Here is a 23976-nt window from a genome sequence, read left to right as displayed (position 1 = left end):
CCGGTGCCCAGGTTCAGGCCGGCATTGCGGCGACCGGGATTGCCGGGCGCGCGGAGCCGTTGACCTCACCGTATTGCGGCTTGAAGCCGGACTTCGGCAGCTTGATCACGTCGGCGCCGCGGGCGAGCAGGTCCTCGTAGGCGGCGACGTACTTCTTGACCATGCACTCGGCGGTGAAGGCGCTCTCGAAGTGGCGGCGCACGCCGGCGCGGCTCATGGTCTTGACCTTGGCGACCGCCGCCACGGCATCGTCCATGTTATCGCAGAGCACGCCGCCGACGCCGTCCTTGATCACTTCCGGCACGGAGCCGTTGCGGAAGGCGATCACCGGGGTGCCGGCCGACATCGCCTCGATCATCACCAGGCCGAAGGGCTCCGGCCAATCGATCGGGAAGGCGAGCGCCAGGGCGTTGCCGAGGAAGTCCTTCTTCTGCTCTTCATTGATCTCGCCGATGTACTCGACCAGCGGGTGATGGATCATCGGCTCGATGACCTCGTCCCAGTAATCCTGGTCGGCCTTGTCGACCTTGGCGGCGATCTTGAGGGGCGTGCCGGAACGGATCGCCATTTCGATCGCGCGGTCGGGCCGTTTCTCGGGCGAGATCCGGCCGAGGAAGGCGAGATAGCCGCCCTTGGCCTCCGGGTAGTACGGGCAGTTCTCGGCCGGCAGGCCGTGATGGATCGTCGCCAGCCAGTTGGAGGTCGGCGGCATCGGCAGGCGCTGATTGTCGGAGATCGAGACCAGCGGCATGCCCGTGAAGGTGCGGTAGACCGGCATGAAGTCCGGTACGTCCAGGCGACCGTGCATCGTGGTGATGCACTTGTGATTCAGATCCTCGAACATCGGATACTGAAGCAGGTCGATGTGGAAGTGCAGGATGTCGAACTCGTGCGCGCGGCGGTGCACCTGATGCAGCATCGCCAGGTGGCTGGCGGTGTGATCCCGGTACCCGAGCAGGCGCAGCCCCTCCGGCGTGCAGGCGGCGAGCTTGGCAGACGTCTCGGAGTCACCGCTGGCGAACAGCGTGACTTCGTGGCCCTGGCGGACCAACTCTTCTGTAATCCAGCTGACGACGCGCTCGGTGCCGCCGTAGAACTTCGGAGGGACGGCCTCCGACAACGGAGCGATCTGGGCAATGCGCACGAAGTGTCTCCTGGTTGGCCGAATTTGACGGGGGGTCTAACCCTGTTGGCCTGAGCGGGACATGAATGAAACGGACGGCCAAGGTTATGGTTCCTGGCGCCGCCCGCTGTCGCGCACCGTTTTGTGCAGCGCGCAAGCTGTCCCCGGATTCCCCCGAATCAGCGGGGGTGGCGTGCGCGCCGACCCGCCCCGAGGCGGCCACGGCGACCGCGCCGTCATCCCGGGACGGCGCAGCACGGCCCGGTATGACGGCGCAGACCTTCATGGCCGTCTGAGTGCCCCGCCCGTCACGGTGCCCCACGGCCGTTGCCGCCGCGTCAGCTTTCTGTCATAAGCCGCCCCGCGTCGAACCGCCCGGCCGATAGGGCTGCCGTGGCGGCTCGTGCTGCTCCACCAGAAGCATCAGCGCGCGAACCTCATCCGATCCCTCCGGATCGGCCAGAGATCCTTTCGCGCAACGGAGAGCCAAATGCCCAAGTTGAAGACGAAATCGGGCGCGAAGAAGCGCTTCAAGATCACCGGCACCGGCAAGGTGATGTACGCCCAGGCCGGCAAGCGCCACGGGATGATCAAGCGGACGACCAAGCAGATCCGCAACCTGCGCGGCACCACGACCCTGTTTGAGGGCGATGCCGCCAACGTGAAGAAGTACTTCCTGCCGAACGCGCGGTAAGTCCTTCAACACCCGTTGCCACTGTCTTTCGTCGAATCCAGGAGATAACCGATGGCCCGCGTCAAGCGCGGCGTGACCAGTCACGCGAAGCACAAGAAGGTTCTGAAGGCCGCCAAGGGCTATTACGGCCGGCGCAAGAATACGATCCGCATCGCCAAGCAGGCGGTGGAGAAGGGTCTGCAGTACGCCTACCGCGACCGCAAGAACAAGAAGCGCACGTTCCGCGCCCTCTGGATCCAGCGCCTCAACGCGGCGGTCCGCGAGCACGGCCTGACCTACTCGCGCTTCATCGACGGTCTGGCGAAGTCCGGCATCGTGGTCGACCGCAAGGCGCTGTCCGAGCTCGCGATCCACGAGCCGGCGAGCTTCGCCGCCGTCGCCGAGAAGGCGAAGGCCGCGCTGCCGCAGAACACCGCCAAGGCGGCCTGATCCAGGCCTGAGGCGAGACGGACGGAAGGCGCGGTTCCCCAGGGAGCCGCGCCTTCGTCGTTTACGAGGTCCCGCGCACCGCGCTTGCGCCCGGGCGCACAACGCGCGAGAGCACGGCCCGACGGCCGACTCCGCCAACCCTGCTCGAAGACAGCGATGACCGATCTCGACACCCTCGAACGCGATCTCCTGGCCCAGGTGGGCGCGGCGTCCGACGAGGCGGCCCTCGACGCGGTCCGCGTCGCCGCGCTCGGCAAGAAGGGCAGCGTCTCGGATCTGCTGAAGACCCTCGGTTCGATGACGCCGGACGAGCGCAAGGAGCGTGGGCCCCTGATCAACGGCCTGCGCGACCGGGTCCAGGGCGCCGTCACCGCGCGCAAGACCCAGCTGGCGGAGGCCGCCCTGGAGGCCCGCCTCGCCTCCGAGCGGGTCGACGTGACCCTGCCGGTCCGGGAGGCCCCCGAGGTGCGCGGCCGGATCCACCCGATCTCCCAGGTCATCGACGAGATCACCGCGATCTTCGCCGAGATGGGCTTCGCAGTCGCCGAGGGTCCGGACATCGAGACGGATGAGCTGAACTTCACGGCCCTCAACTTCCCGCCCGGCCACCCGGCCCGCGAGATGCACGATACCTTCTTCCTGGCCCCGGACCGGGACGGGAAACGCAAGGTGCTGCGCACCCACACCTCGCCCGTGCAGGTGCGGACCATGCGGGCGCAGACGCCGCCGATCCGCGTGATCATCCCGGGGCGGACCTACCGGCACGATTCCGACCAGACCCACACGCCGATGTTCCACCAGGTCGAGGGGCTGGTGATCGACACGAGCGCCAACATCGCCAACCTGAAATGGGTGCTGGAGGAGTTCTGCAAGGCGTTCTTCGAGGTGGAGGGCGTGAAGATGCGCTTCCGCCCGTCCTTCTTCCCCTTCACCGAGCCCTCCGCGGAGGTCGACATCCAGTGCTCGCGCAAGGGCGGCGAGATCCGCTTCGGCGAGGGCGACGACTGGCTGGAGATCCTGGGCTGCGGGATGGTCCACCCGAACGTGCTGCGCAATTGCGGGCTCGACCCGGACGCCGTGCAGGGCTTCGCCTTCGGCGTCGGCATCGACCGCATCGCCATGCTGAAATACGGCATGCCGGACCTGCGCCCGTTCTTCGAGGCCGACGTCCGCTGGCTCGACCATTACGGCTTCCGCCCGCTCGACGTGCCGAGCCTCGTGGGCGGCCTCACCGGCTGAGCCGCCCCGGTCCCGCCGCGGCCCTCCGGCCCCGGTGACGGCCCCGCGATCCTGTTCCTCCGACGGTCGAGCCGATACCGGGCTCTCGAAGGTCCATCATGAAATTCACCCTCTCCTGGCTCAAGGACCACCTCGACACCGAGGCCTCCCTCGACACCGTCGCCGAGACGCTCACGCGGATCGGCCTGGAGGTTGAGGGCGTCGAGGACAAGGCCGCCGCGCTCAAGCCCTACGTGATCGCCCGGATCCTGACGGCCGAGCAGCATCCGAACGCCGACCGGCTCCGGGTCTGCACCGTCGACACCGGTGCGGGCGCGCCCGTGCAGGTGGTCTGCGGCGCCCCGAACGCCCGGGCCGACCTCGTCTCGGTCTTCGCGCCGCCCGGCACCTACGTCCCGGGCAAGAACATCACCCTGTCGGTGGGCACGATCCGCGGCGTCGAGAGTCACGGCATGCTGTGCTCGGGCGCCGAGCTCGGCCTCGGCGACGACCATGACGGCATCCTGGAGCTCCCGACCGACGCACCCGTCGGCCAGGCCTACGCCCTCTATGCCGCACTCGACGATCCGGTCATCGAGATCAACCTGACGCCGAACCGGCCGGACTGCACCTCGGTCCACGGCATCGCCCGCGATCTCGCGGCCGCCGGCCTCGGCACGCTCAAGCGTGAGACGCTGCCGGGCGTGCGCGGCGAGGGTCCCTGCCCGGTCGAGGTCGAGCTGGCCCTCGATCCGGCCGACCGGCACCTCGCCCCCCTCTTCGCCCTGCGCCTGGTGCGCGGCGTCAAGAACGGCCCGTCGCCGGCCTGGATGCAGGCCCGCCTGCGCGCCATCGGCCTGCGGCCGATCAACAGCCTCGCCGACATCACCAACTACGTCACCTTCGATCGCGGCCGGCCGCTCCACGTCTTCGACGCCGCCAAGATCGCCGGCACCCTGACCGTCCGGCGGGCACGCGACGGCGAGAGCCTGCGCGCCCTCGACGGCCGGACCCACACCCTGACCGACGACACGGTGGTGATCGCCGACGAGAACGGCGTCGAATCGATCGCCGGCATCATGGGTGGCGATGCATCGGGCTGCGACGCCGGCACCACCGACGTGCTGATCGAGTCGGCCCTGTGGGACCCGACCAACATCGCCCAGTCGGGCCGCCGCCTCGGCATCATCACCGACGCGCGCTACCGCTTCGAGCGGGGCGTCGACCCGGCCTTCACGCTCCCGGGCCTCGACCTCGCGACGCGGCTCGTAGTCGATCTCTGCGGCGGCACGCCCACCGAGGCGCGGATCGCCGGCGAAGCGCCCGAATCCGAGCGCCGCATCGACTTTCCCTGGACCGAGGTCCGCCGCCTCGCCGGAATCGAGGTGCCGCGCGCCGAGATGCAGCAGATCCTCGAGACCCTGGGCTTCCACATCTCCGGCACCGGGGACCGGGCGACGGTGCTGCCGCCGTCCTGGCGGCCCGACGTCGAGGGCAAGGCCGACCTCGCCGAGGAGGTCGTCCGCATCGCCGGGCTCGACCGGATCGAGGCCAAGCCCCTGCCGCCGCTCGCCGGGATCGGCCGCCCGCTGCTCACCGTGATGCAGAAGCGGACCCGCCTGGCCAAGCGCGCCCTGGCGAGCCGCGGCCTCATGGAGGCGGTCACGTGGTCGTTCGTGCCGCACGACGACGGCGTCCTGTTCGGCGGCGGCGGAGCCGACCTCGTGCTGGCCAATCCGATCGCTTCGGAGCTGTCCGACATGCGGCCGAGCTTGGTGCCGGGCCTCCTGCGCGCGGCGCAGCGCAATGCCGACCGGGGCTACCCGGATGCGGCCCTGTTCGAGGTCGGCCAGTGCTTCGCCTCCGACGAGCCGGAGGGCCAGACCATCCGTGCGGCGGCGGTCCGCCGCGGCGGCGCGACCCTGGCCGGCGCCGGGCGGCACTGGGACGGCAAAGCCGCGACCGTCGACGCCTTCGACGCCAAGGCGGACGCCATCGCCCTGCTCGGCAGCCTCGGCGTGCCGACGGGCGGCCTTCAGATCACTGCGGGCGGCCCGTCCTGGCTGCATCCCGGCCGCTCGGGCACGCTGCGCTTTGGGCCAAAAAACGAGATCGGCTGGTTCGGCGAGGTGCACCCGCGGACGCTGCAGGCCCTCGACCTGAAGGGGACCCTCGTAGCCTTCGAGATCGTCCTCGACGCCCTGCCCCTGCCCAAGCACAAGCCCACCAAGGCCAAGGCAACCCTGGCGCTGTCGGAGCTCCAGCCGCTGTCGCGGGACTTCGCCTTCGTGGTCGGCCGCGACGTCCCGGCGGGCGATATCGTCAAAGCCGCCCAGAACGCCGAGCGCAAGCTCGTGACCGGGGTCGAGGTGTTCGACCTCTACGAGGGGCCGGGCGTGCCGGACGGCGCCAAATCGGTGGCGATCGCGGTGCGCCTCCAGCCCGTCGAGCGGACCCTGACCGACGCGGAGATCGAGGCGGTGAGCGCCAGGATCGTCGCCGAGGTCACCCGCAAGACGGGCGCGATCCTCCGGGCCTGAGGCGCTGCCATGGACCGGATCGCCCTGCTCATCGGCGACCTCGCGGCGGCCGAGTACCGGCCGAAGGCGGCGTTGCGGGAGGCCCTCAACCACCCGGCCGCCGTCGCAGAGGCGACTCTGCCGCTGCTGGAGGCGGCCGCCGACGGGCGCGAGCTGACGCCGGAAGAGACGAACCTCCTGTTCTGGGGCCTTCACGTTCTGGCCCACGCCCGGGACACGCGCGCCCTCGCGCCGCTTCTCAGGCTGCTCCGGCACGACGAGGAGAGCCTCGACGCCCTGCTCGGCGATGCCGTCACGGCGACCCTCGCCAAGGTCGTGGCGAGCCTGTTCGACGGCGATCCGCAACCGCTGTTCCGGCTGATCCTGGACAGCACGGTGGACGATCACGCGCGCATGGCGCTGATGTGCGCCTGCACCTTCCTGACGCTGGAGGGGCGGATCGACCGGGCCGCGATGCACGACCTGCTGGTCCGGTTCGACGATGCGCAGGCGGCTGTCGAGGACGGTCCCGCCTGGGTTGGCTGGGAAGAGACGATCGCGCATCTCGGCTTCCGGGACCTCGCGCCCCGCGCGGCCGCGGCCCGCGCCGACGGACGGCTCACCGACGAGATCAGCGACGCCGACTGGTTCAAGGAGGCCCTGCGCAAGGCGGAGACCAAGCCGGACGACCGAGACCGGCTCGGTCCATACCAGTACGGCTACCTCGACGATCCGGTCGAAGCGCTCGACTGGACCGAGGAGGGTGCGGGCGAGCCGCAGCGCAACCCGTTCAAGGATGTCGGCCGGAACGATCCGTGCCCCTGCGGCTCGGGCAAGAAGTTCAAGAAGTGCTGCCTCGGCAAGGTGGAGGCGGAGGGGCCCTGGATGCCGCCGGAGCCGCTAGGCCGCTGACGCGGCCGTTCCGCTGAGCGGGTTCTCGGGATCCCAGCCGTAGCTCAGCGTCTCGAACCGCATGGCGCGGGCGTCGACCATCAGGAGGCGCCCGACGAGGGGCTCGCCGAAGCCCGCCACGGCGCGGATTACCTCCATGGCCATCAGCGAGCCCATGACACCCGCGAGCGCGCCCAGCACGCCGGCCTCCGCGCAGGCGGGCACGCTGCCGGGCGGCGGCGGGTTAGGGAAGAGGCAGCGATAGGTTGGGTTCGGATTCCCGTCGGATCCGGTCTCGTGCGCCCGAATCGTGGTCAGCGTGCCGTCGAAGCGGCCCAAAGCCGCCGTGACCAGCGGGCGCCGCGCCCGGAAGCATGCGTCGGACACCGCGTAGCGGGTGGCGAAGTTGTCGGATCCGTCGGCCACGAGGTCGTAGCCGGCGATCAGGTCGACGGCGTTGTCCGCGTCGATCCGGAACGGGTGCGGGACCACGGTCACGTGCGGGTTGAGCCGCGCCACCGCGTCGGCCGCGCTCTCGACCTTCGGCCGGCCGAGATCCGGCGTGCCGTGAATCACCTGCCGCTGGAGATTTGAGAGCGAGACCGTGTCGTCGTCGACGAGGCCGATCGTGCCGATCCCGGCGGCGGCGAGGTACTGGATCAGCGGCGCGCCGAGGCCGCCTGCCCCGATGACCAAGATCCGGGCAGCCTTGATCCGGGCCTGACCCGGACCGCCGACCTCGGCGAGGACGAGGTGGCGGGCGTAGCGTTCGATCTCATCGGGAGCGAGGGCCATAGGCTGCCCATAATCCGCGGCGCCGCCGATCGAAAGCGCTGAAACGACAACGCCGCCCCGGTGAGGAGGCGGCGCGGGTCTCGCGTCTCTGGATCCGGGCCGCTCAGCGCGGCGCGAGGATCATGATCATCTGCCGGCCTTCGAGCATCGGCTCGCTCTCGACCTTGGCGATCTCGGCCGTCTCGTGCTTCACGCGCTCCAGGAGGCGCAGACCGATATCTTGGTGAGCCATCTCACGACCACGGAAGCGCAGGGTCACCTTGACCTTGTCGCCCTCCTCGAAGAAGCGGTGCACCGACTTCATCTTGGTGTCGTAATCGTGCTTGTCGATGCCGGGGCGGAGCTTGATCTCCTTGACCTCGACCGTCTTCTGCCGCTTGCGCGCCTCGTTCTGCTTCTTCTGCTCGTTGAAGCGGAAGCGCCCGTAATCGAGCAGCTTGCAGACGGGCGGCACGGAGTTCGGCGCGATCTCCACAAGATCCAGGCCGACTTCCTCAGCCAGATTGAGGGCGTCGAAGAAGGGGACGACGCCGCGGTTCTGCCCGGTATCGTCGATCAGCTGCACTTCCCGCACCCCGCGAATGTCGCGGTTGGCGCGCGGCCCGTCCTTCTGCGGGGCCGGCATGGCTCTCATCGGTCTACGAATGGCTTAGGTCTCCTGCTGCAACGACGAAACGGCGGACCAGACGACCCCCGAGAGAATCTCCTGACCGCCAGCCGTTCCGGTCTCATCCGGACATACTACGTTGGGGGAAGCGCGGCCAGAGTCAACGGCCTACCATGGCAGCGCGCAATAATAACCGGTTGTGACGTCACGACCGGTGAGCGCCGGCAAGGCGGCGCGGACGTTCGAGGCGCTCGCCTCCGCATGCGCTCAGATCAGTGCCGAGAGCGAAGGCGTGACGGTAACAGGCGCTCTCCAAGATCGGAGATTTCGCTCGGCGGTCGGACCTACCGGTGCCTGCGCTTCGCGGCTGCGCGCATAAGCTGAAGCACCGCTTACCGGCCGCGCCCGAGCAGCTCCGCGTAGACCGCGAGCGTGTCGCCAGCCATCCGCTCGAGAGAAAAGTTGGCCTCGACATGCGCGCGGCCCCTCCGCGCCAGCGCATCACGGGCGCTTGCGCCGAGCGACAGGGCTTCCGTGAGCGCCGCGGCCAGCGCAGCGGCATCTCCGGGGGTACGCGCCATCCGGTGCGCTGGCCGGCGGGCACGTCCGGCGGGGCCAGAACCGTTTCCGGGACGGCTCCGAGATCCGAGACGACCACCGGCGCCCCGAGCGCCTGCGCTTCGACAGCGGAGCGTCCGAAGGCTTCGGGCTCGACGGATGGGACGGCAACCACCGAGGCAGCCCGGTAGGCCGCCGGCATGTCGGTGCAATGGCCGACCCTGCGGACGAGGCCGCCCAGATTCCGCGCCGCGATCAGCGCGTCGAGCTCGCGCTCGTAGGCGGCGCGGCCCTGCGGGTCGCCGGCGAGCACGACAGCGATGTCCGGCACGCCGCGGTCGCGCATCTGCGCCACCGCCTCGATCAGCACGCGATGCCCCTTCCAGGCGGTCAACCGGGCCGCCAGAAGGATCACCCGCTCGTGCGGTGCCACGTTCCAGGCGCGGCGCAGGGCCTCGACGCGACCCGTGCCAACGGCCACCGGGTTGAAGGTGGCCAGATCGGTCCCGCGATGGATGACCCGGACGCGATCGCCGGCCTGCTCGGCGTGGAGCTGGTTGATCAGCGCCGCCGTGTAGTGCGAATTGGCGATCACCACATCGCCACGGGCCATGACGGAATTGTACAGCACCTTAACGCCGGTTCGGCCGGAATAACTGCCATGATAGGTGGTGACGAAGGGCAGCCCAAGGCGACGCGCCGCACCCAGCGCGACCCAGGCCGGGGCCCGCGAGCGCGCGTGGATGATCTGCACCCGCTCCCGGCGGCAGAGCGCCATGAGCCGCAGGACGTTCACGGCCATCCCAATCGGGTTCTTCGACGCCGCCGGGAACTGGTGCCAGTGCCCACCCTTCGCCTGCAGCTCTCCGATCAGCCGGCCGCCCTCGGTCGCGACCAGGGCGCGCGCGCCGACGGCCGCCAGGGCAGCCGCGACGTCGACGGTCGTCCGCTCTGCGCCGCCGGCGTCCAGTTCCGGGATGATCTGCAGGATCCGCGCTCCGGCCAGGACGCCGACCTCCGTCGGAAAGCCCGACAGACCCCGGCCCTCGTCGCCCATTCGCGGTCCCTCGGCGAGGACGCGCATGCCCCCGGACGGTATCTGCCAAATGCTCGCTGCCATTGCTCCAGCATCAACGCCGCGCTTTACGGTCCGGTAAACGGAGATTGAAACCGACTCGGTCAGGAAAGGACTTCGTCCGCTCCCAGACGGAGTTATCGGAGAATACGATGACCGAAACGGACCCCGCATTCATCACCGTCGGGACCGGCAGCGCCATGCGCCGCATCGCGGTCCGCGTGCGCGACGGCGCGGGGCCGCCGGTCGTCTGGCTCGGCGGTTTTCGTTCGGACATGACCGCCACGAAGGCGACAGCCCTCGATGATTGGGCAAACAAGGCGGGCCGCAAGCTGGTTCGATTCGACTACGCCGCCCACGGCGCCTCGAGCGGCACCTTCGCGGATTGCACCATCTCATCGTGGCTCGAAGACGCGCAGGCCGTGCTCGCGGCCTATGTCGATGCGCCGCCGATCCTGGTCGGCTCGCCGATGGGCGGCTGGATCGCCTGTCTCGCGGCACGTGAACGGGCGGCACAGGGCGCGAAGACGGCCGGGATGGTGCTGATCGCGCCCGCCCTGGACTTCACCGAGGATCTGATCTGGGATCGCCTGAGCGAAGCCGCCCGCACGATGCTTGTTCGGGACGGCGTCCTGCGGCGGCCCAGCGATTACGCGCCGGAGCCGGATCCCATCACCCTGAGTCTCATCGAGGATGGCCGCCGGAACTGCCTGCTCGATCGGCCGCTCGATCCCGCCTGCCCGATCCATATCCTCCAGGGCATGCGCGACACCGATGTGCCCTATACGCACGCTCTCAAGATCCTGGGGCGGCTGCCGGCAGAGGGCACGGTTGCCACGCTGATCGCCGACGGCGACCACCGCCTGTCACGGCCGCAGGATATTGCGCGGCTCATCGCGGCGGTGGCCGAAATCGGCTGATCCGGACCCTCAAATCGGGTCTGCACGCAGGTCAGTGGAGGCTGACAGGCTGCAGGTCGTGCGCGAAGGCGTTGGCCAGCACGACATCGCGGGAGTCGGCGAGCATGATCGGCGCGCCGCTCGCCGAGAGAAGGGCGAACAGATCCAGGCCGGGCGTCAGTTCCGGAGCCTGGGGGAAGAAGCGACGCACCTCGTCGGACCGGATCGGCCGAACGTAGGCGATGTGCCCCTCGCCCAGCGCGGCGAGATCGGCCGGCTGGAAATCGGCCGGGTCGAGATCGGCGGGGGTCAGGGGCGACGGGTTCAGGTCAGTCATCAATGCCCTCCTGGGTGGCAGAGCGTCCACCGTCGGTCCGAGAGGCACCGGCGGCTCGGACCTGATGTGGGGATTGTCGCCGGCCAATCAATCGGACGGTCGTTCTGTCTCAGCCGCGGGAGCCGATATCGATCTTCCGGACGATGCGGTCGGGCTCCGGACGTACGAGGTCGATAGACAAAAGGCCGTTGGCGAGGTCTGCCCCCAGAACCTCCATGCCGTCGGCCAGGAGAAAGGCCCGCTGGAACTGGCGCGCCGCGATGCCGCGATGGAGGAAATGGCGCTCGCGCTCGTCCACCTGCCGACCGCGGACCACCAGCTGGCTCTCCTCCAGCATCACGTCGAGCTGCTCCCGGGTGAACCCGGCCACGGCCAGCGTGATGCGCAGGCGCTCGGGCTCGCTCTCCGTGCGGGGCAGACGCTCGATATTGTAGGGCGGATAGCCATCGTTGGCGGCCTTCGAAACCCGGTCGAGCGCCTGCTCGATCTCGCCGAAGCCGAGCAGGAACGGGTGCCCGAAGGGCGAGGATCGGGTCATCGCGGCCGTCATCCAGAGAGCGAGGCCTCCGCACTCCGGGACTTGCCGCGCCCCGGCGTACGTTGAGCACCTCGGCGATAGGGAGCCCGCACGGGGCAGCGCTCCGCCGGGCAGGACGCCTCGGCAAGGCAAAGATATGGCCGAGGCCCTGCGAGCCATCAAGGGAGGCCGACCTTTTGTCCGTCAAGCGCCCGGAATGGCAGTAAGTGGGAAATTTAGGCACATCTAATTGGGAAGCTTAGGCAATATCCGAAACGGCCACGCTTTCCGGTAACAGTTTGGAACTGCTCTGATTTTCTCGCCAGGCCTTGATCCCGGCGGCGCTGATAGATACTGCCGCGGCTGATCACCGTCCGTCGTACACGGATCTCCTGCAACGCCCTGCCACGCGAGGCATCGAAGCCCATGAGCGCGCCCTCGACCCCGGCGGATCATGCGGTGATGCGGCGCGTCGCGGACGTGTGCGGCGATGAGGCCGACATCCTGGCGTTGTCGGTGGCCCGCTTCGTGGCCGCCGGCTACATGACCAGCGATGTGGCCTGCTGGAATGCCGCCTTCGACGGCGCCGAGCAGCTGCTCGGTCCCGCGGAGGGCTGCAGGTTCGTCGCCTGCGTGGTGGCGATCATCCGTGCGCTGCGGGCGGAGCGGGATGACGATTGGTCGTTCATGCCGGCGAGCTGCTGCCGGGTGACCGGGCATGAATGCGCGTTGGTGAACCTGATCAACCGGGGACGACAGCGGCTCTGGGCGGATCTCGAGGAGGCAGCGGCGGCGATCACGGGACGTGAGACCGCGCCGCGCCTCGTCGCAGCGGTTCGCGCGGCGGTCGGACCGCTGGATGCGGCAGCCGAGCGCCTCGCGCCGGCGGCCAGACCCGGCGGCGTGGTCCTCCATTGAGCTGCTTCTCGTTGAAGGACACCGGTCGGGCGGCGTGCCGCGTGGCTGGGCTGAAGAGGAAGAGGAAATCCGTTCGGTGCTTGCCTTGAGCATTCCCCTGTACCGTCGCCGTATCGGGCGCATCGCCCTCGACACGGCCGCCTGCTTCGCGCTCTCGGCGCTCCTCGTCGTCTCGGCGCTCGCGCAGGACGCGTCCGAGAAGGCGGTACCGCTCAAGCTTCAGCTCAACAAGGTTGAGACGGCCGGTGAGGCCTGCCGGATCACCATGGTGATCGACAACACCAAAGGGACCGCCCTGAAGTTCTACAAGGTCGACCTCTTCGCCTTCGACACGGAGGGCGTCGCGCAGAAGCGTGTGGCCGTGGAACTCGGCCCGCTTCCGCCCCGCAAGACCACCGTCAAGATCTTCGATTTTCCCGGCATCGCCTGCAACAAGGTCGGCCGGATACTCCTCAACGACGTTCTGGCTTGCGACGGCGGCGATTCCGCCCGCGAAGCGTGCCTCGAACGAACCGAGACAGAGACCAAGGCCGGCCTCCCCTTCGACCGCTGATGCGGGCGGCTTGAGGAACGACGAGACCAAACCGCCCTGCAGCACATGCCGCCGGGCGGCGAGCGGCTTTCGCCGCACACTGCGACGGATGCGGCACGAGACCGCGTGAGATCAGAACGCCAGGAGCCCGCGATGGACCCGACACAAGCCCCGATCGAGGCGGCCCACGACTTCTCGTTCCTCGGCCTGTTCCTTCAGGCCGACCCGATCGTGAAGGGTGTGATGATCCTTCTGGTGATCGCCTCGATCGCCTGCTGGACCGTCGTCTTCGAGAAGGTGATCCGGCTTTCGGCTGCCCGGCGTCAGGCGAAGGCCTTCGCGACGCTGGTGCGCTCCGGTGGGAGCCTGGACGGCGACCACCGGGGCATCGCGGGCCACGTGGTGAAGGCCGCGATCGATGCGTGGCGCGATCAGGACTCGTCCGAGACCCGCGCGGAGCGGCGCGAGCGGATCGAGCGGGCCATGAAGGGCGCGCTCACCCTCGAGGTGAAGCGCCTGCGGACCGGCCTGTCGCTGCTGGCGACCTCAGGCTCGACGGCGCCGTTCGTGGGCCTTTTCGGCACAGTCTGGGGCATCATGAACTCGTTCTCGCCGATCGCCCGGAGCCAGGACACATCGCTCGCCGTGGTCGCGCCGGGCATCGCGGAGGCGCTGTTCGCGACCGCGATCGGCCTAGTCGTCGCGATCCCGGCCGTGATGGCCTACAACAAGCTGTCGGCTGACATCGGCGGCGTCCAGAGCACTTTCGGATCCTACATCTCTGTGCTCGGGAACCGCCTCGCGCGCGATCGCGCCGGCGCCCACCGCGCCGCGGCCGAGTAGCCCCTTCGCGCGCCTGCCCGTACGGGCCGAACGTAACCGAACCGGAGACGCCCCGATGGCGATGGGATCCATTCGCGCGAGCGACGACGACGATCTCGACGACGCGCCGATGTCCGACATCAACGTGACCCCGATGGTCGACGTGATGCTCGTCCTGCTGATCATCTTCATGGTCGCCGCCCCGCTGATGACCACCGGGGTGCCGGTTCAGCTGCCGAAGACGGCGGCTCCCAAGGTGGCGCAATCGAAGAAGCCGCAGGAGGTCACCGTCGATAAGGAGGGCAATCCGTCGATCGCCAAGGAGGTGTTCACGATGGACAGCATCGTGCCGCGCCTGCGTGAGATGGCGGCCGCCGACAAGGACCAGGTCATCCTGGTCCGCGGCGACCGCGACGTCCCCTACGGCAAGGTCATGGAGGTGATGGGCCTCGTCGGCCAAGCCGGCTTCACCAAGGTATCGCTGATCGCCCAATCGCCGGGCGGAGCGGCCCCCGCGGCCGCGGCCGCGCCCGCAGGGACTGCCCGCTGACCCGATGAGCACCTTTACGTCGACGGATCTGCCGGCCGGTCTCGGCGAGCGCCGCCCGTCCGGGCTGGTCGCCGCCTTCCTCGTCGCCCTGATCCTGCATGCCCTGGTGCTGGCCGCGGTCATGTTCCTCCGGCTCTCGCCGCCCGCTCCTCCCGGTGAGCAGCAGATCACCGTCGACCTGGCGCCGGTCATGACCGACGCGGCCACCGAAGCCCCGGCGGAGCAGCAGATGAGCCAGGCCGCGCCACCGGAGACCAAGCCGGTCGAGCTGCCGCCCGACGAGGCGGTGCAACCGCCGCCGCCCGCCGAGATGGCGGAAGTGAAGCCCGAGGAGACCCCGGCCGTCGAACCGCCGCCTGCCGCCGAGCCGGTGGAAGCCCAGAACCAGGTCATCACCTCGACGTCCGAGGCGGCCGAGCCGCTGGCCGCGCCCCCGACCGAAGTGGCCAAGACCGAGGAGCCGCCCAAGCCGAAGCCCGATCCCGCCAAGCTCAAAGCTGAGCGCGAGGCGAAGCTGCGGAAGATCCGCGAGGAGAAGATCCGCGAGCAGAAGCGCGAGGAGGCCCGGCAGGAGCGGCTCGAGGAGATCCGTGAAGCGAAGGCGAAAGCCGCGCGCGAGGCAAAGGCGCGTCAAGCCAAGGCTCAGCAGGGCGCCGAAGCACGCGACTCCGCCTCGGCATCGCGCCAGAACGCGGCCGGCCGTGCGGCGGCCGGCAACGATCCGAGCGCGCTGCGCCAGTGGACGGGCGCGATCAGTTCGGCAATCCACGGGCGCATGAATGCGGGTGCCGCCAACGGCACGAGCGGCGGAACCGCGGTTGTCCGGTTCACGGTCATGCGCTCAGGCCAGGTTACGGGGGCCGGTCTCGCGCGGTCCAGCGGGGTCGGTCAGATCGATAGCGCCGCACTCTCGGCCGTTCGCGGTTCTCTGCCGCCGGCACCGCCCGGCGTGACCCAGTCGAGCCTGTCGGTGTCGATCCCTCTCAACTTCCGCGTGCGCTAAACTCTCCCGCACAACGCTGCGCGAGCGTGATCCGGCTCGTTGGACTGCGTAGGACTTCCACTGGCGTGGCGAATAGTGTGCGCTGACGTACCGAACGTGCCTCGCAGATTCGCCATCCGGCCGACGAGCGTGCTAAGGCTTACGTGAACTCGCTCCTGTGCGCGTCCGACGACGCTGCGCGGGAGCGATCAATCCGGCCTTGCCCCTCCCCCTCGAACAGGCCGGACCCGCCCAGTCACCGTCCCGCGCAGCAGGTGTGGCCGGGAACACTGAGCCGGGGCGAAAGGGATAGGATGAGCGACGAGACCGAGTTCGACCTCGACGAGGCGAATGCCATTCGCGACGCGGAAGCCGAAGCGAAGACGCGTGCGGAGAACCGCATCGAGCGGGCGGAGCGCGCCGAGCGCATGGCCCGCGAAGGTGCCCAGGCCATGGCGGAGCACCACGCGGCCATCAAGGCCGTGGACGAGCGAACGGTACGGTTGCGCTCCCTTCGGCTCGCCAAGGAGGCCGCGGACGCGCAGGCGAAAGCCGCCGAGATGGAAGCCAAGGCGGCCGCCAAGAGTGCAGGTAAAGGCGGAGCCAAGAAGGCAGCGCCGAAGAAGACCGCCGCGAAGGATTAGAGGCCGATGGCCGACGATCGCAACCGCCGCCGCTTCACCGATCCCCGCGCGGCGGCCGAAGCCGCCTTTCGGGCCGCCACCACCCCGAAACCGTCCGCACCGCCGCAGCCGGTTTCGCGGCCGGCCGCAGCCCCCGCCGCGATCCCGGGTGCGCGGGAGGTCGTCAGCCTCCGCCTCGACAGCACCGTCCTCGCGCATTTCCAGAAGGATGGGCCGGGCTGGCAGGACCGCATCAACGAGGCGCTGAAGGCGCTCGTCGCCGGCGCCTAGGATTGCCGACGGTTATCCGCCGTCAGACACCGGTCGGACGCTGCCGGAGAATCCGGTTCACCGCCTGATCGAGCGCCGACAGGAACGCCGACCGATCGGCGCGCGAGAACGGCTTCGGCCCGCCGGTGATCGTGCCCGCCTCGCGCAGGGATTGCATCAGATCCCGGGTCGCGAGCGCCATGCCGATCGAGGCCTCGCTGAACGGCTTGCCGGTGAAGGCGAGGACCGTCGCCCCGGCTTTCACGCAACGCGCGGCCAGCGGCACGTCGGCGGTCAGCACGATGCTGCCCGGACCGGCCCGCGCGGCAATCCAGTCGTCCGCGGCGTCGAGTTCGGAGCCGACGACGACGCGCACGATCCAGGGCTCGCGCGGCAGGTTCAGCACGCTGTTGGCGACGACGTGAACCGTCAGGCCGTAACGCGCGGCCACCCGGTACGTCTCGTCCTTTACCGGACAGGCGTCGCCGTCGAGATAGATCGGCGGAGCCGCTCTCTCCGCGCTCATGAACGCGGCACAAGCTTCGAGATGAAGCCTGCCAGGATCAGCAGGACTCCGAGGGCGAATTGCCCGTGCTCGATGTCGCCGCCGACCGAGAGCACGATGGCGCGACCGAACACCATCAGCCCGATCAGCGGCAGCCCGAAGCGCAGGGCCATCTTCACGGTGACCAGGAGGGTCGAGCGTCTCGCGCCGGCTTGGGTCATCAGCGGGCGGCCACCGCCCGACGCGCGGCCAAGTCCTCGACCGGTACGGTCTCGGCGAGGCCCCGCTCGAGGGTCGCCACGGCCAGCGGCGCGCCGCGGCCGCGCAGGGCATGGGCCCCGAGTGAGCGCGCCCGCACGCCCGCCGGCAGGCGCGGCAGCCGCCCGAGAAGATCCTGCGAGATCAGGATACCGACGCCCAGTGGGCGGCACAGGGCTTCGATCCGGGACGTCACGTTCACGGCGTCTCCGAAATAGGCGATCTTGTGCCGATCGACGCCTACTTCGGCCGTGACCACGGAGCCGCCGTGCAGGGCCGCCCGGAGCTGAGGCACCGTCCCGAACCGGGCTTTCCAGGCCGCGGCATCCGCGTCGATCCGATCGAGCACGTCGAACAGGCACGTGACGCACCGCGCATCCTTCAGCCCCCGGGCCATCGGCCAGGTCACCATGGCGAGATCCCCGACATAGTCGCCGACCGATCCGCCGTTGCGCCGCACCGGCTCGGCCAGGGTCGCGAAGACCGCGCCGAGATATTCCTGGGCCCTCAGATCGCCGTGTGCTTCGGCGAAGGCCGTCGAGCCGACCACGTCAAGGAACAGGAAGACCCGTTCCTCCGCCACCGGCTTGTGGTAGCGCCCGATCATGAAGTTCACGAAGACCTCGCCGCCGATGAGGTCGCGCATCCGGATCACGAACACGAGGAGGCCGGACACGGCCAGCGCGTAGGCCAGGACACGCGCCGTCATGCGGGTCGCGGTGGCCAGATCGTCGGGCGTGAGGGCGAAGGACCAGACCACCAGCCCGCCGATGGCGTTGCCCGCCATGATCATCAGCACATAGGCGAGTTCGGCGGCCGGCACGTAGAGCCATGCCGGGAAGCGCCGGATCCGCGCCTGCAGCCCGGCCAGGATCAGGCCACGATCGAAGGCCAGCACCGTCGCGCCGGTGCAGAGCCCGTAGGTGAACCCCGCGAGCGGCGACGCTCCCGCCGCGAAGATGACGTTGTAGAGCAGTCCGGCGCCTGCGGAGGCCAGAAGGATCAGCGCCCAGAACATCCGGTGGGCCGGCAGCATCGGCGCATCTCCAGCATGGCCTACCGATGGACCGCGCCTCGAACCACGCTCCGCGCGGACGCGGGACCAGCAGACGCGGCAGCCCCTCGTCGCCCGATTTCAGGCCGTGGCCTAAAGTTTAGCGCCGCGGGCATCACCCAGCCATTGCTCAACGCCCCAAGATGGCGCGAGTAAGGCGTGCCGGACGATGAGCGGCAGGGACACTGCACGCCGAGCGGGGCCCGTCAGCCATGAGGTGCGCCCCGGAAATCAGGTCGCGGCAGGGAAGGGAGCGCTGCCATGTACGCCAGAAGCTTCGGTGCGACACGCGTCCCGGTTTCGGTGATCGGCCAGGGCACGTGGCACATCGACAGCGCGGATCGCGCGGATGCGGTCCGCGCGCTGCGGGCCGGCATCGATGCCGGCATGACCCATATCGACACCGCCGAGATGTATGGCGACGCCGAAGCGATCGTGGCCGAGGCGGTCGCGGATTGCCGCGAGGAGGTCTTCCTTGTCTCGAAGGTGGTGCCCGGCAATGCCACCCGCCGGGGTGTCGTGCGCGCCTGCGAAGCCTCGCTCCGCCGCCTGAGAACGGACCGGCTCGACAGCTACCTGTTGCATTGGCCGGGGCAGCACCCGCTCGAGGAGACGATCGCCGGATTTGAGGATCTGCGCCGGGCGGGGAAGATCCTCTCGTGGGGCTTGAGCAACTTCGATGTCGACGACCTCGATCGGGCGCTCGCCATCGCCGGCCCGGACCGGATCGCCTGCAACCAGGTCCTGTATCATCTGAACGAGCGGGCGATCGAGCACGCGGTGCTGCCCTGGTGCGAGACCCACGGTGTCGCGATGGTCGGCTACTCGCCCTTCGGCAGCGGCGAGTTCCCCGATCCCGCAAGCGTCGGCGGGCAGGTTCTGGAGGGCATTGCCCGCGCGCACGGGACGACGCCCTACGCCGTGGCCCTCGCCTTCCTGACGCGGAGCCCCGGGACGTTCACGATCCCGAAAACGAGCCGCACCAGCCGGGCGGTCGAGAATGCCGGCGCGGCGGACCTGCATCTTGGGCCGGCCGAGATCGCCATGATCGATTCGCACTTCCCGCGTGGCCCGCGCCCCCGGATGCTGCCGATGCTCTGACCGTCCCCGAACCTCAGGCACACCGCGCGCGCGAGACCGGTTCCTCGGCAGCAGTGGCGCGCACCCGATTGCGGCCCGCCTTCTTGGCCGCGTACAGCGCCGCATCCGCCGCCACGAACAGCGTATCGGGTGCACCGCCGGAGCCAGGATCGGCACTCGCGACGCCGATGCTGACGGTGGCGACGCCGCCGACCTCCGGGGCGTGGGCGATCTGCAGGTTGACCACGGCTCTACGCACCCGTTCGGCCACGTCGTAAGCCGCCGCCGCGTCGAGCCCCGGCAGAAGCACCACGAACTCCTCACCCCCGATCCGGAAGCAGAGCCCATCGATGGGATGCGTCCGCCGCAGGCAATCGGCGATCACTTTCAGGACTTCATCACCGCGGTGATGGCCGAACCGGTCGTTGAACTGCTTGAAGTGGTCCGCATCCACGATCATCAGCGCCAGCGGCGCGTGGGATCGGACCGCACGCGTCCACTCCGCAGCGACGTGCTCGTCATAGCTGCGCCGGTTCGGGAGACCCGTCAGGCCATCCGTCCGCGCTAGGACGGCGAGCGCGGCGTTGGCCTGCTGCGTGGCGGCTTCCGCGAGCGCCCGACGCCCGATTTCCCGATGCAGCAGGATCGTCAGGCTGAAGGTCAGGACGTTCAGGCAGAGGATCAGGACGGCGATGATCGCAGCCTTGTAGATCCAGAGCGCGCGAATGCTCTCGACGCTGGTGGCTACCGTCACGATCAGCGGAAGATCGTGGAGGTTGGAAAACGCGTAGAGCCGCGCCTCTCCGTCGAGACTCGATCGACCCAGAAACTCGCCCTGCTGGTGTGTCCTATAGATCTGGTAGCCGGGGCTGTTTCCGATATTCCGGCCGAGCGCCGCGGAGCGTTCCGGCGCCCGCATCAGCAGCGTCCCGTCTCTGTGGAAGATGTTGATGATGAGACCGTTGTCGAAGCGCAAACGGTCGAACAGCCGCTGGAAGTGCACGAGGACGATCGACCCCGTCACGATACCGGCGAAGGCACCGTCCGGCGTCTCGATTCGACGGCTCATGCGGATGATCTGGCGCCCCGTCATGCGTGAACGGGTCGGACCCGTCAGAATGAGGCCCGCCTGCGGATCGGAACGCAGGGTCTCGAACTCGGGCAGATCGCTCAGATTGAGTTGAGGCGACAGATTCGGATCGCTCGTCATTCGGACGTGGCCGTCGACGTCGGTGACGGCGATCGGACCCAGGCCTGACTGCAGAGGCGAGACGTTGAACAGGGCTAACCGCCTGAGTTCGGGCTCCAGGGCGGCGATATCCGGCCGGCTCGCCAGACGGGCCGCATCACGCAGCGATTGATCGTACGTCCGGATGCTGTGGCCGACCCCCTCCTCGATCACCGCCAGCAGGTTGGCGCCGTTGCGCCGGGCGCCGTGCCAAGCGATGTCGCGCAGGTCGATACACAGATAGGCGCCGAGCAAGGTCAGACAGACGAGCAGGCTCGCGCCGGCCGCGGCGATCAGGCGTGTGGCCCGGTCGGCCAGATGCGCACGCAGGGCTATAGCAGCCGATCGCAGGATCATGACCGTCGCGTCACCACGGCTACAGTCGAACGCGCGCTCGCGGTCGCTGAACTTAGAATTGACGCGAATACTCGCTCAGGAAGATTGACAAAGACATGACCGAAAAGATTAGCGATCGGTGAACCGGCGCGTCGGACCGGGGCTTGTCACACGCACCGGGCGTGCACGCTCGTCCCTCTTGGCACGCGGGGCTCGGATCCCGCGTGCCTCCGTTCGCCTTATCGCTCGCCGAGACCCGCTTCGGCGCTGGCACCCAAGGACGACCGATCCTCAGTCACCGATGCCGAACAGCTTCTCGATGAAGTTGCGGTCGTCCTTCTGAGCCCGGCGTGCCGGCGCGGCCGGACGCGGCGCCGGCGCCTCCGGCTCGCCGAAGATCTGGCCGAGTATGCCGGCCGGTGAGCCCGGCGCGGCGCTCGCCACCGAAGCGGTCGTCTCCGGCGCCCTGCGCCAGCGGTTGATGTTGGGCAGCGGAACCGGATTCTGGCCCTTGAGCGCCTGGGTCATGTAGGTCTTCCAGACCTCGGCCGGCAGATTCCCGCCGGTCACCTTCTTGGTCAGCTCGCCGTCGTCATTGCCGAGCCAGACCCCGGTCACGAGGCTCCCCGAGAAGCCGATGAACCAGGCATCGCGATAATCCTGGGTGGTGCCACTCTTGCCGGCGAGCTCCCAGCCCGGAATGTCGGACTTCTTGGCGGTGCCGCTGACGAAGGTCTCGTGCATCATCGCGTTCATCATGCCGTCGGCATCGGCGCTGATGACCCGGCCGAGCCCGCTATCGGCACGCTTGTAGAGCACCTTGCCGTCCTGACCCTTCACGCTGGTGACCACGTAGGGGATCACGCCTGTGCCGCCATTGGCGAAGGCGCCGTAGGCTCCGACCATCTCCAGCAGCGTCACTTCCGACGTGCCGAGGGCGATCGACCCGTTGGCCTGGAGCGGCGACGTGATCCCGAGCCGCTGCGCGGTCTGAACCACCGCCTTCGGGCCGACTTCCTGGCCGAGACGCACTGCGACGGTGTTCAGCGATTGCGCCAGCGCGGTCCGCAGGGTCACCGGACCCTCGTAGCGGTGCGAGTAGTTCTCCGGCGCCCAGTTGCCGATGCGGATCGGGGCGTCGTCCCGCACGGTGTCGGGCGTCGCCCCGTGCTCCACCGCGGTGAGATAGACGAAGGGCTTGAACGACGAGCCGGGCTGCCGCTTCGCGGTGGTCGCGCGGTTGAACTGGCTCTGGGCGTAGTCGCGACCGCCGATCAGCGCGCGGATCGCGCCGTCGGGCCGCATCGAGACCATGGCGCCCTGGCCCACGTTGAAGCGCGCGCCCTTGGCGTTGAGCTCGTCGGTGAGTGCGCGTTCGGCAGCGGCCTGGAGACCCGTATCGACGGTGGTCTGCACGGTGATGTCGGTATCGAACTTGCCGACGTAATCGCCGAGCACGTCCATCACGAGGTCCGCGACGTAGTTGGCCGAGCCGCCGCCGCGGGCGTTCGCCGGCTTCGCGGGCTGGGCGAGCGCCACCTTGACGTCCTGCGGCGACGCGAAGGCGAGGTCCTGCATGGCGGCGAGCACCTGGGCGGCGCGCGCCTGGGCAGCGGGCAGGTTGCGGTTCGGGGCGAGCCGCGAAGGTGCCTGCACGAGGCCGCCAAGCATGGCGGCCTGCGCGAGGCTCACCTCCTTGGCGGGCTTGCCGAAATACCGCTGCGCCGCGGCCTCGACGCCGTAGGCGCCAGCGCCGAAATAGACGCGGTTCAGATACAGCTCCAGGATCTCGTCCTTGGTGTATTTGTGCTCCAGCCACAGGGCAAGGATCGCCTCCTGGATCTTGCGCGAGGCGGTGCGCTCCTGGGTCAGGAACAGGTTCTTGGCGAGCTGCTGCGTCAGGGTCGATCCGCCCTGGGCCACGCCGCGCCGGGTCAGGTTCTGGCCGATGGCGCGCAGGATGCCGACCGGGTCGACGCCGAAATGCTGGTAGAAGCGCCGGTCCTCGATCGCCACGAAGGCGCGGGGCAGATAGGGCGGCAGCTCCTTGATCGAGACCACGCGGCCGCCCGTCTCGCCGCGGTTGGCCAGCAGCGAGCCGTCGCTCGCCAGGATGGCGATGTTGGGCGGGCGCTTGGGCACCGCGAGCTGGTCGATCGGGGGCAGCTGGGACGCGTGGTAGGCGATCAGCCCGGCCAGCCCGATCACGGCCCAGAGGCCGAGCACGACGGTGCCGTAGACGATCCGGCCGAGCCACGAGCGGCGACGCCGGGCGCTACCCGAACGCTTTGGTCGCCCGCCCGTCTTGGCCGGCTGCCGCGCCGTGCCGCCCGATCGCTTCGCCACGCGCTCTCCTGTCCCGGGACGGTCCTCCCGGGACAGGCGCAGATCGAGTTCGCCGCGATCCCTCACGCGCCCTTCAGGCACATCGAAATTCGGCTCAATCCTGCCTCGACCCTTGGCCATGCATCCCGTCTTCGCATTGATCCGAACCGACGCGCGGGTCTCGTGCGACGCGTGACGGTTTCCGCATGCTAAATGCGGCCGTTTAAGGGGCCGTTATCGATGCGGTCCGCACCCGTTCCAGGCTTCGTCCCGGAAGAGCGTCAGGACCGCGGGCCCCTAGCCGGTGGGGGGCGTCACTCCGAGAACACGCCGGGACTCGGCAAGAAGCACGTCGTGGCGCACGGCTTGCGGACCCGAATCCGGCGTCTCGCGGCCGAGGCGGGCGATGCGAGACAGGAAGAGCCGACGTCGCAGACCGAGCCATCCGATGCTCTTGGCAAGCGCATGAAGGACGAGGCGGACAGCCTCCGTCCGTTCCCGCTCCTGCACGAGTTCGGTCTTGAGGTGCTCCTCACGCCGGAGTGCGGCCTCAAGTTCGTGCCGCAGGTCCGCGCTGGCCAGCGCGTCGTTGCGTGCGGCCGTGAGTTGGATCCGGCATTCCTGCAGCGCGCTGAGCAGCAGGAGCTCCTGCGCGGACGCATCTCTCATCAAGGCCTCCTGCGGCGCCGCCTTCGTAACGCGCGATGTCGCCAGAACATGCGATGTCGGTGGCTGCCGGCGACGGCATAGCGAGCGCCGCCGCTGGCCGGAAGCCGGCTTCCGGATTATTCGGCAGCGTGACCACGAACCACGGGGGAATCAGGGACGTGC

General features: G+C 69.1%; 25 protein-coding genes and 1 pseudogene. 14 read left to right on the top strand and 12 right to left on the bottom strand.

Features of this window, described 5'->3' with window-relative positions:
- Positions 1 to 13 precede the first annotated feature (13 nt).
- Complete coding sequence (locus tag M6G65_RS32500; RefSeq protein WP_238194352.1) at positions 14 to 1144, bottom strand: glycosyltransferase family 4 protein; 1131 nt, start codon at positions 1142 to 1144, stop codon at positions 14 to 16.
- A 469-nt stretch (positions 1145 to 1613) separates the two neighbouring features.
- Here M6G65_RS32500 and rpmI point away from each other — a divergent pair, with 469 nt between their 5' ends.
- The 5 genes from rpmI (at position 1614) to M6G65_RS32475 (ending at position 6895) form a co-directional block, all read left to right on the top strand.
- The gene (gene rpmI, locus M6G65_RS32495) at positions 1614 to 1817 is read left to right on the top strand and encodes a 50S ribosomal protein L35 (RefSeq protein ID WP_007561407.1); all 204 of its coding nucleotides are present in this window, start codon (positions 1614 to 1616) and stop codon (positions 1815 to 1817) included.
- Between the two features lie 51 nt (positions 1818 to 1868).
- Positions 1869 to 2246, top strand: a complete 378-nt coding sequence (gene rplT / locus M6G65_RS32490; RefSeq protein WP_250103378.1) for a 50S ribosomal protein L20 — start codon at positions 1869 to 1871, stop codon at positions 2244 to 2246.
- Positions 2247 to 2402: 156 nt separating this feature from the next.
- Positions 2403 to 3485, top strand: coding sequence for a phenylalanine--tRNA ligase subunit alpha (pheS, locus tag M6G65_RS32485; protein WP_238194351.1), 1083 nt, complete (start codon positions 2403 to 2405; stop codon positions 3483 to 3485).
- 98 nt (positions 3486 to 3583) lie between these two features.
- Positions 3584 to 6004 (top strand): phenylalanine--tRNA ligase subunit beta, encoded by a 2421-nt coding sequence (pheT, locus tag M6G65_RS32480; protein ID WP_250103377.1) that lies wholly within the window; start codon positions 3584 to 3586, stop codon positions 6002 to 6004.
- Positions 6005 to 6013: 9 nt separating this feature from the next.
- Entirely contained in the window at positions 6014 to 6895 is an 882-nt protein-coding gene (locus tag M6G65_RS32475; RefSeq protein ID WP_250103376.1) for a DUF1186 domain-containing protein, read from the top strand.
- Here M6G65_RS32475 and M6G65_RS32470 read toward each other — a convergent pair.
- From M6G65_RS32470 to M6G65_RS32460, 3 genes and pseudogenes are all read right to left on the bottom strand, one after another.
- Positions 6884 to 7669 carry a HesA/MoeB/ThiF family protein gene (locus tag M6G65_RS32470; RefSeq protein ID WP_238194348.1) on the bottom strand — a complete coding sequence of 262 codons (786 nt, stop codon included), beginning with the start codon at positions 7667 to 7669 and terminating at the stop codon, positions 6884 to 6886. The two genes, M6G65_RS32475 and M6G65_RS32470, sit on opposite strands and share 12 nt — an antisense overlap.
- A gap of 103 nt (positions 7670 to 7772) precedes the next feature.
- On the bottom strand, positions 7773 to 8294 hold the full coding sequence (infC, locus tag M6G65_RS32465; protein WP_238194347.1) for a translation initiation factor IF-3: 522 nt from the start codon (positions 8292 to 8294) through the stop codon (positions 7773 to 7775).
- Between the two features lie 374 nt (positions 8295 to 8668).
- Positions 8669 to 9918: pseudogene (locus tag M6G65_RS32460) on the bottom strand (glycosyltransferase).
- A gap of 143 nt (positions 9919 to 10061) precedes the next feature.
- Here M6G65_RS32460 and M6G65_RS32455 point away from each other — a divergent pair.
- Positions 10062 to 10829 carry an alpha/beta hydrolase gene (locus M6G65_RS32455; RefSeq protein WP_250103375.1) on the top strand — a complete coding sequence of 256 codons (768 nt, stop codon included), beginning with the start codon at positions 10062 to 10064 and terminating at the stop codon, positions 10827 to 10829.
- A 31-nt stretch (positions 10830 to 10860) separates the two neighbouring features.
- On the opposite strand, the gene M6G65_RS32450 is transcribed toward M6G65_RS32455, so the two are convergent.
- Positions 10861 to 11145, bottom strand: coding sequence for a BQ00720 family protein (locus M6G65_RS32450; RefSeq protein WP_192706729.1), 285 nt, complete (start codon positions 11143 to 11145; stop codon positions 10861 to 10863).
- A 109-nt stretch (positions 11146 to 11254) separates the two neighbouring features.
- Entirely contained in the window at positions 11255 to 11683 is a 429-nt protein-coding gene (locus M6G65_RS32445) for an Hsp20 family protein (protein WP_250103374.1), read from the bottom strand.
- Between the two features lie 405 nt (positions 11684 to 12088).
- On the opposite strand from M6G65_RS32445, the gene M6G65_RS32440 reads away from it, so the two are divergent.
- The 7 genes from M6G65_RS32440 to M6G65_RS32410 all read left to right on the top strand — a co-directional run bounded on the left by M6G65_RS32440 (position 12089) and on the right by M6G65_RS32410 (position 16380).
- Positions 12089 to 12580 carry a hypothetical protein gene (locus M6G65_RS32440; RefSeq protein ID WP_238194346.1) on the top strand — a complete coding sequence of 164 codons (492 nt, stop codon included), beginning with the start codon at positions 12089 to 12091 and terminating at the stop codon, positions 12578 to 12580.
- A 76-nt stretch (positions 12581 to 12656) separates the two neighbouring features.
- Entirely contained in the window at positions 12657 to 13133 is a 477-nt protein-coding gene (locus M6G65_RS32435; RefSeq protein ID WP_238194345.1) for a Tat pathway signal protein, read from the top strand.
- A gap of 132 nt (positions 13134 to 13265) precedes the next feature.
- On the top strand, positions 13266 to 13955 hold the full coding sequence (locus tag M6G65_RS32430) for a MotA/TolQ/ExbB proton channel family protein (protein ID WP_250103373.1): 690 nt from the start codon (positions 13266 to 13268) through the stop codon (positions 13953 to 13955).
- Between the two features lie 55 nt (positions 13956 to 14010).
- Positions 14011 to 14484, top strand: a complete 474-nt coding sequence (locus M6G65_RS32425; protein WP_238194344.1) for an ExbD/TolR family protein — start codon at positions 14011 to 14013, stop codon at positions 14482 to 14484.
- A gap of 4 nt (positions 14485 to 14488) precedes the next feature.
- A complete protein-coding gene (gene tolA, locus M6G65_RS32420) occupies positions 14489 to 15487 on the top strand; it encodes a cell envelope integrity protein TolA (protein WP_238194343.1) in 999 nt (332 codons plus the stop codon).
- Positions 15488 to 15780: 293 nt separating this feature from the next.
- A complete protein-coding gene (locus M6G65_RS32415) occupies positions 15781 to 16110 on the top strand; it encodes a hypothetical protein (protein ID WP_238194342.1) in 330 nt (109 codons plus the stop codon).
- Positions 16111 to 16116: 6 nt separating this feature from the next.
- Positions 16117 to 16380, top strand: a complete 264-nt coding sequence (locus tag M6G65_RS32410) for a BrnA antitoxin family protein (RefSeq protein ID WP_238194341.1) — start codon at positions 16117 to 16119, stop codon at positions 16378 to 16380.
- Positions 16381 to 16402: 22 nt separating this feature from the next.
- Here the strand turns inward: M6G65_RS32410 and M6G65_RS32405 are convergent, their stop codons facing one another.
- From M6G65_RS32405 to M6G65_RS32395, 3 genes are read right to left on the bottom strand one after another with little or no spacing between them, the layout of a single operon-like run.
- A complete protein-coding gene (locus M6G65_RS32405) occupies positions 16403 to 16885 on the bottom strand; it encodes a YaiI/YqxD family protein (protein WP_238194340.1) in 483 nt (160 codons plus the stop codon).
- Positions 16882 to 17085, bottom strand: coding sequence for a hypothetical protein (locus M6G65_RS32400; RefSeq protein ID WP_238194339.1), 204 nt, complete (start codon positions 17083 to 17085; stop codon positions 16882 to 16884). The genes M6G65_RS32405 and M6G65_RS32400 overlap by 4 nt, the downstream gene beginning before the upstream one ends.
- A complete protein-coding gene (locus M6G65_RS32395) occupies positions 17085 to 18158 on the bottom strand; it encodes an adenylate/guanylate cyclase domain-containing protein (RefSeq protein WP_250103372.1) in 1074 nt (357 codons plus the stop codon). Before M6G65_RS32395 ends, M6G65_RS32400 begins: the two co-directional genes overlap by 1 nt.
- A gap of 279 nt (positions 18159 to 18437) precedes the next feature.
- Between M6G65_RS32395 and M6G65_RS32390 the strand changes: the two genes are divergently transcribed.
- Positions 18438 to 19277: an aldo/keto reductase gene (locus M6G65_RS32390; RefSeq protein ID WP_238194337.1), complete on the top strand. Its 840-nt coding sequence runs from the start codon at positions 18438 to 18440 to the stop codon at positions 19275 to 19277.
- Between the two features lie 13 nt (positions 19278 to 19290).
- Here M6G65_RS32390 and M6G65_RS32385 read toward each other — a convergent pair whose 3' ends face one another.
- From M6G65_RS32385 to M6G65_RS32375, 3 genes are all read right to left on the bottom strand, one after another.
- Positions 19291 to 20841 carry a GGDEF domain-containing protein gene (locus tag M6G65_RS32385; protein ID WP_238194336.1) on the bottom strand — a complete coding sequence of 517 codons (1551 nt, stop codon included), beginning with the start codon at positions 20839 to 20841 and terminating at the stop codon, positions 19291 to 19293.
- A gap of 270 nt (positions 20842 to 21111) precedes the next feature.
- Positions 21112 to 23286, bottom strand: a complete 2175-nt coding sequence (locus M6G65_RS32380; protein ID WP_250103371.1) for a transglycosylase domain-containing protein — start codon at positions 23284 to 23286, stop codon at positions 21112 to 21114.
- Positions 23287 to 23442: 156 nt separating this feature from the next.
- Positions 23443 to 23814 (bottom strand): ATP-dependent helicase, encoded by a 372-nt coding sequence (locus tag M6G65_RS32375; protein ID WP_238194334.1) that lies wholly within the window; start codon positions 23812 to 23814, stop codon positions 23443 to 23445.
- Between the last annotated feature and the right edge of the window lie 162 nt (positions 23815 to 23976).

The sequence above is a fragment of the Methylobacterium tardum genome (genome assembly GCF_023546765.1).
Classification (GTDB): Bacteria; Pseudomonadota; Alphaproteobacteria; order Rhizobiales; family Beijerinckiaceae; genus Methylobacterium; species Methylobacterium tardum.
The sequence above is the reverse complement of the archived record's forward strand: the minus strand, read 5'-3'. Positions and strand labels throughout refer to the sequence as shown.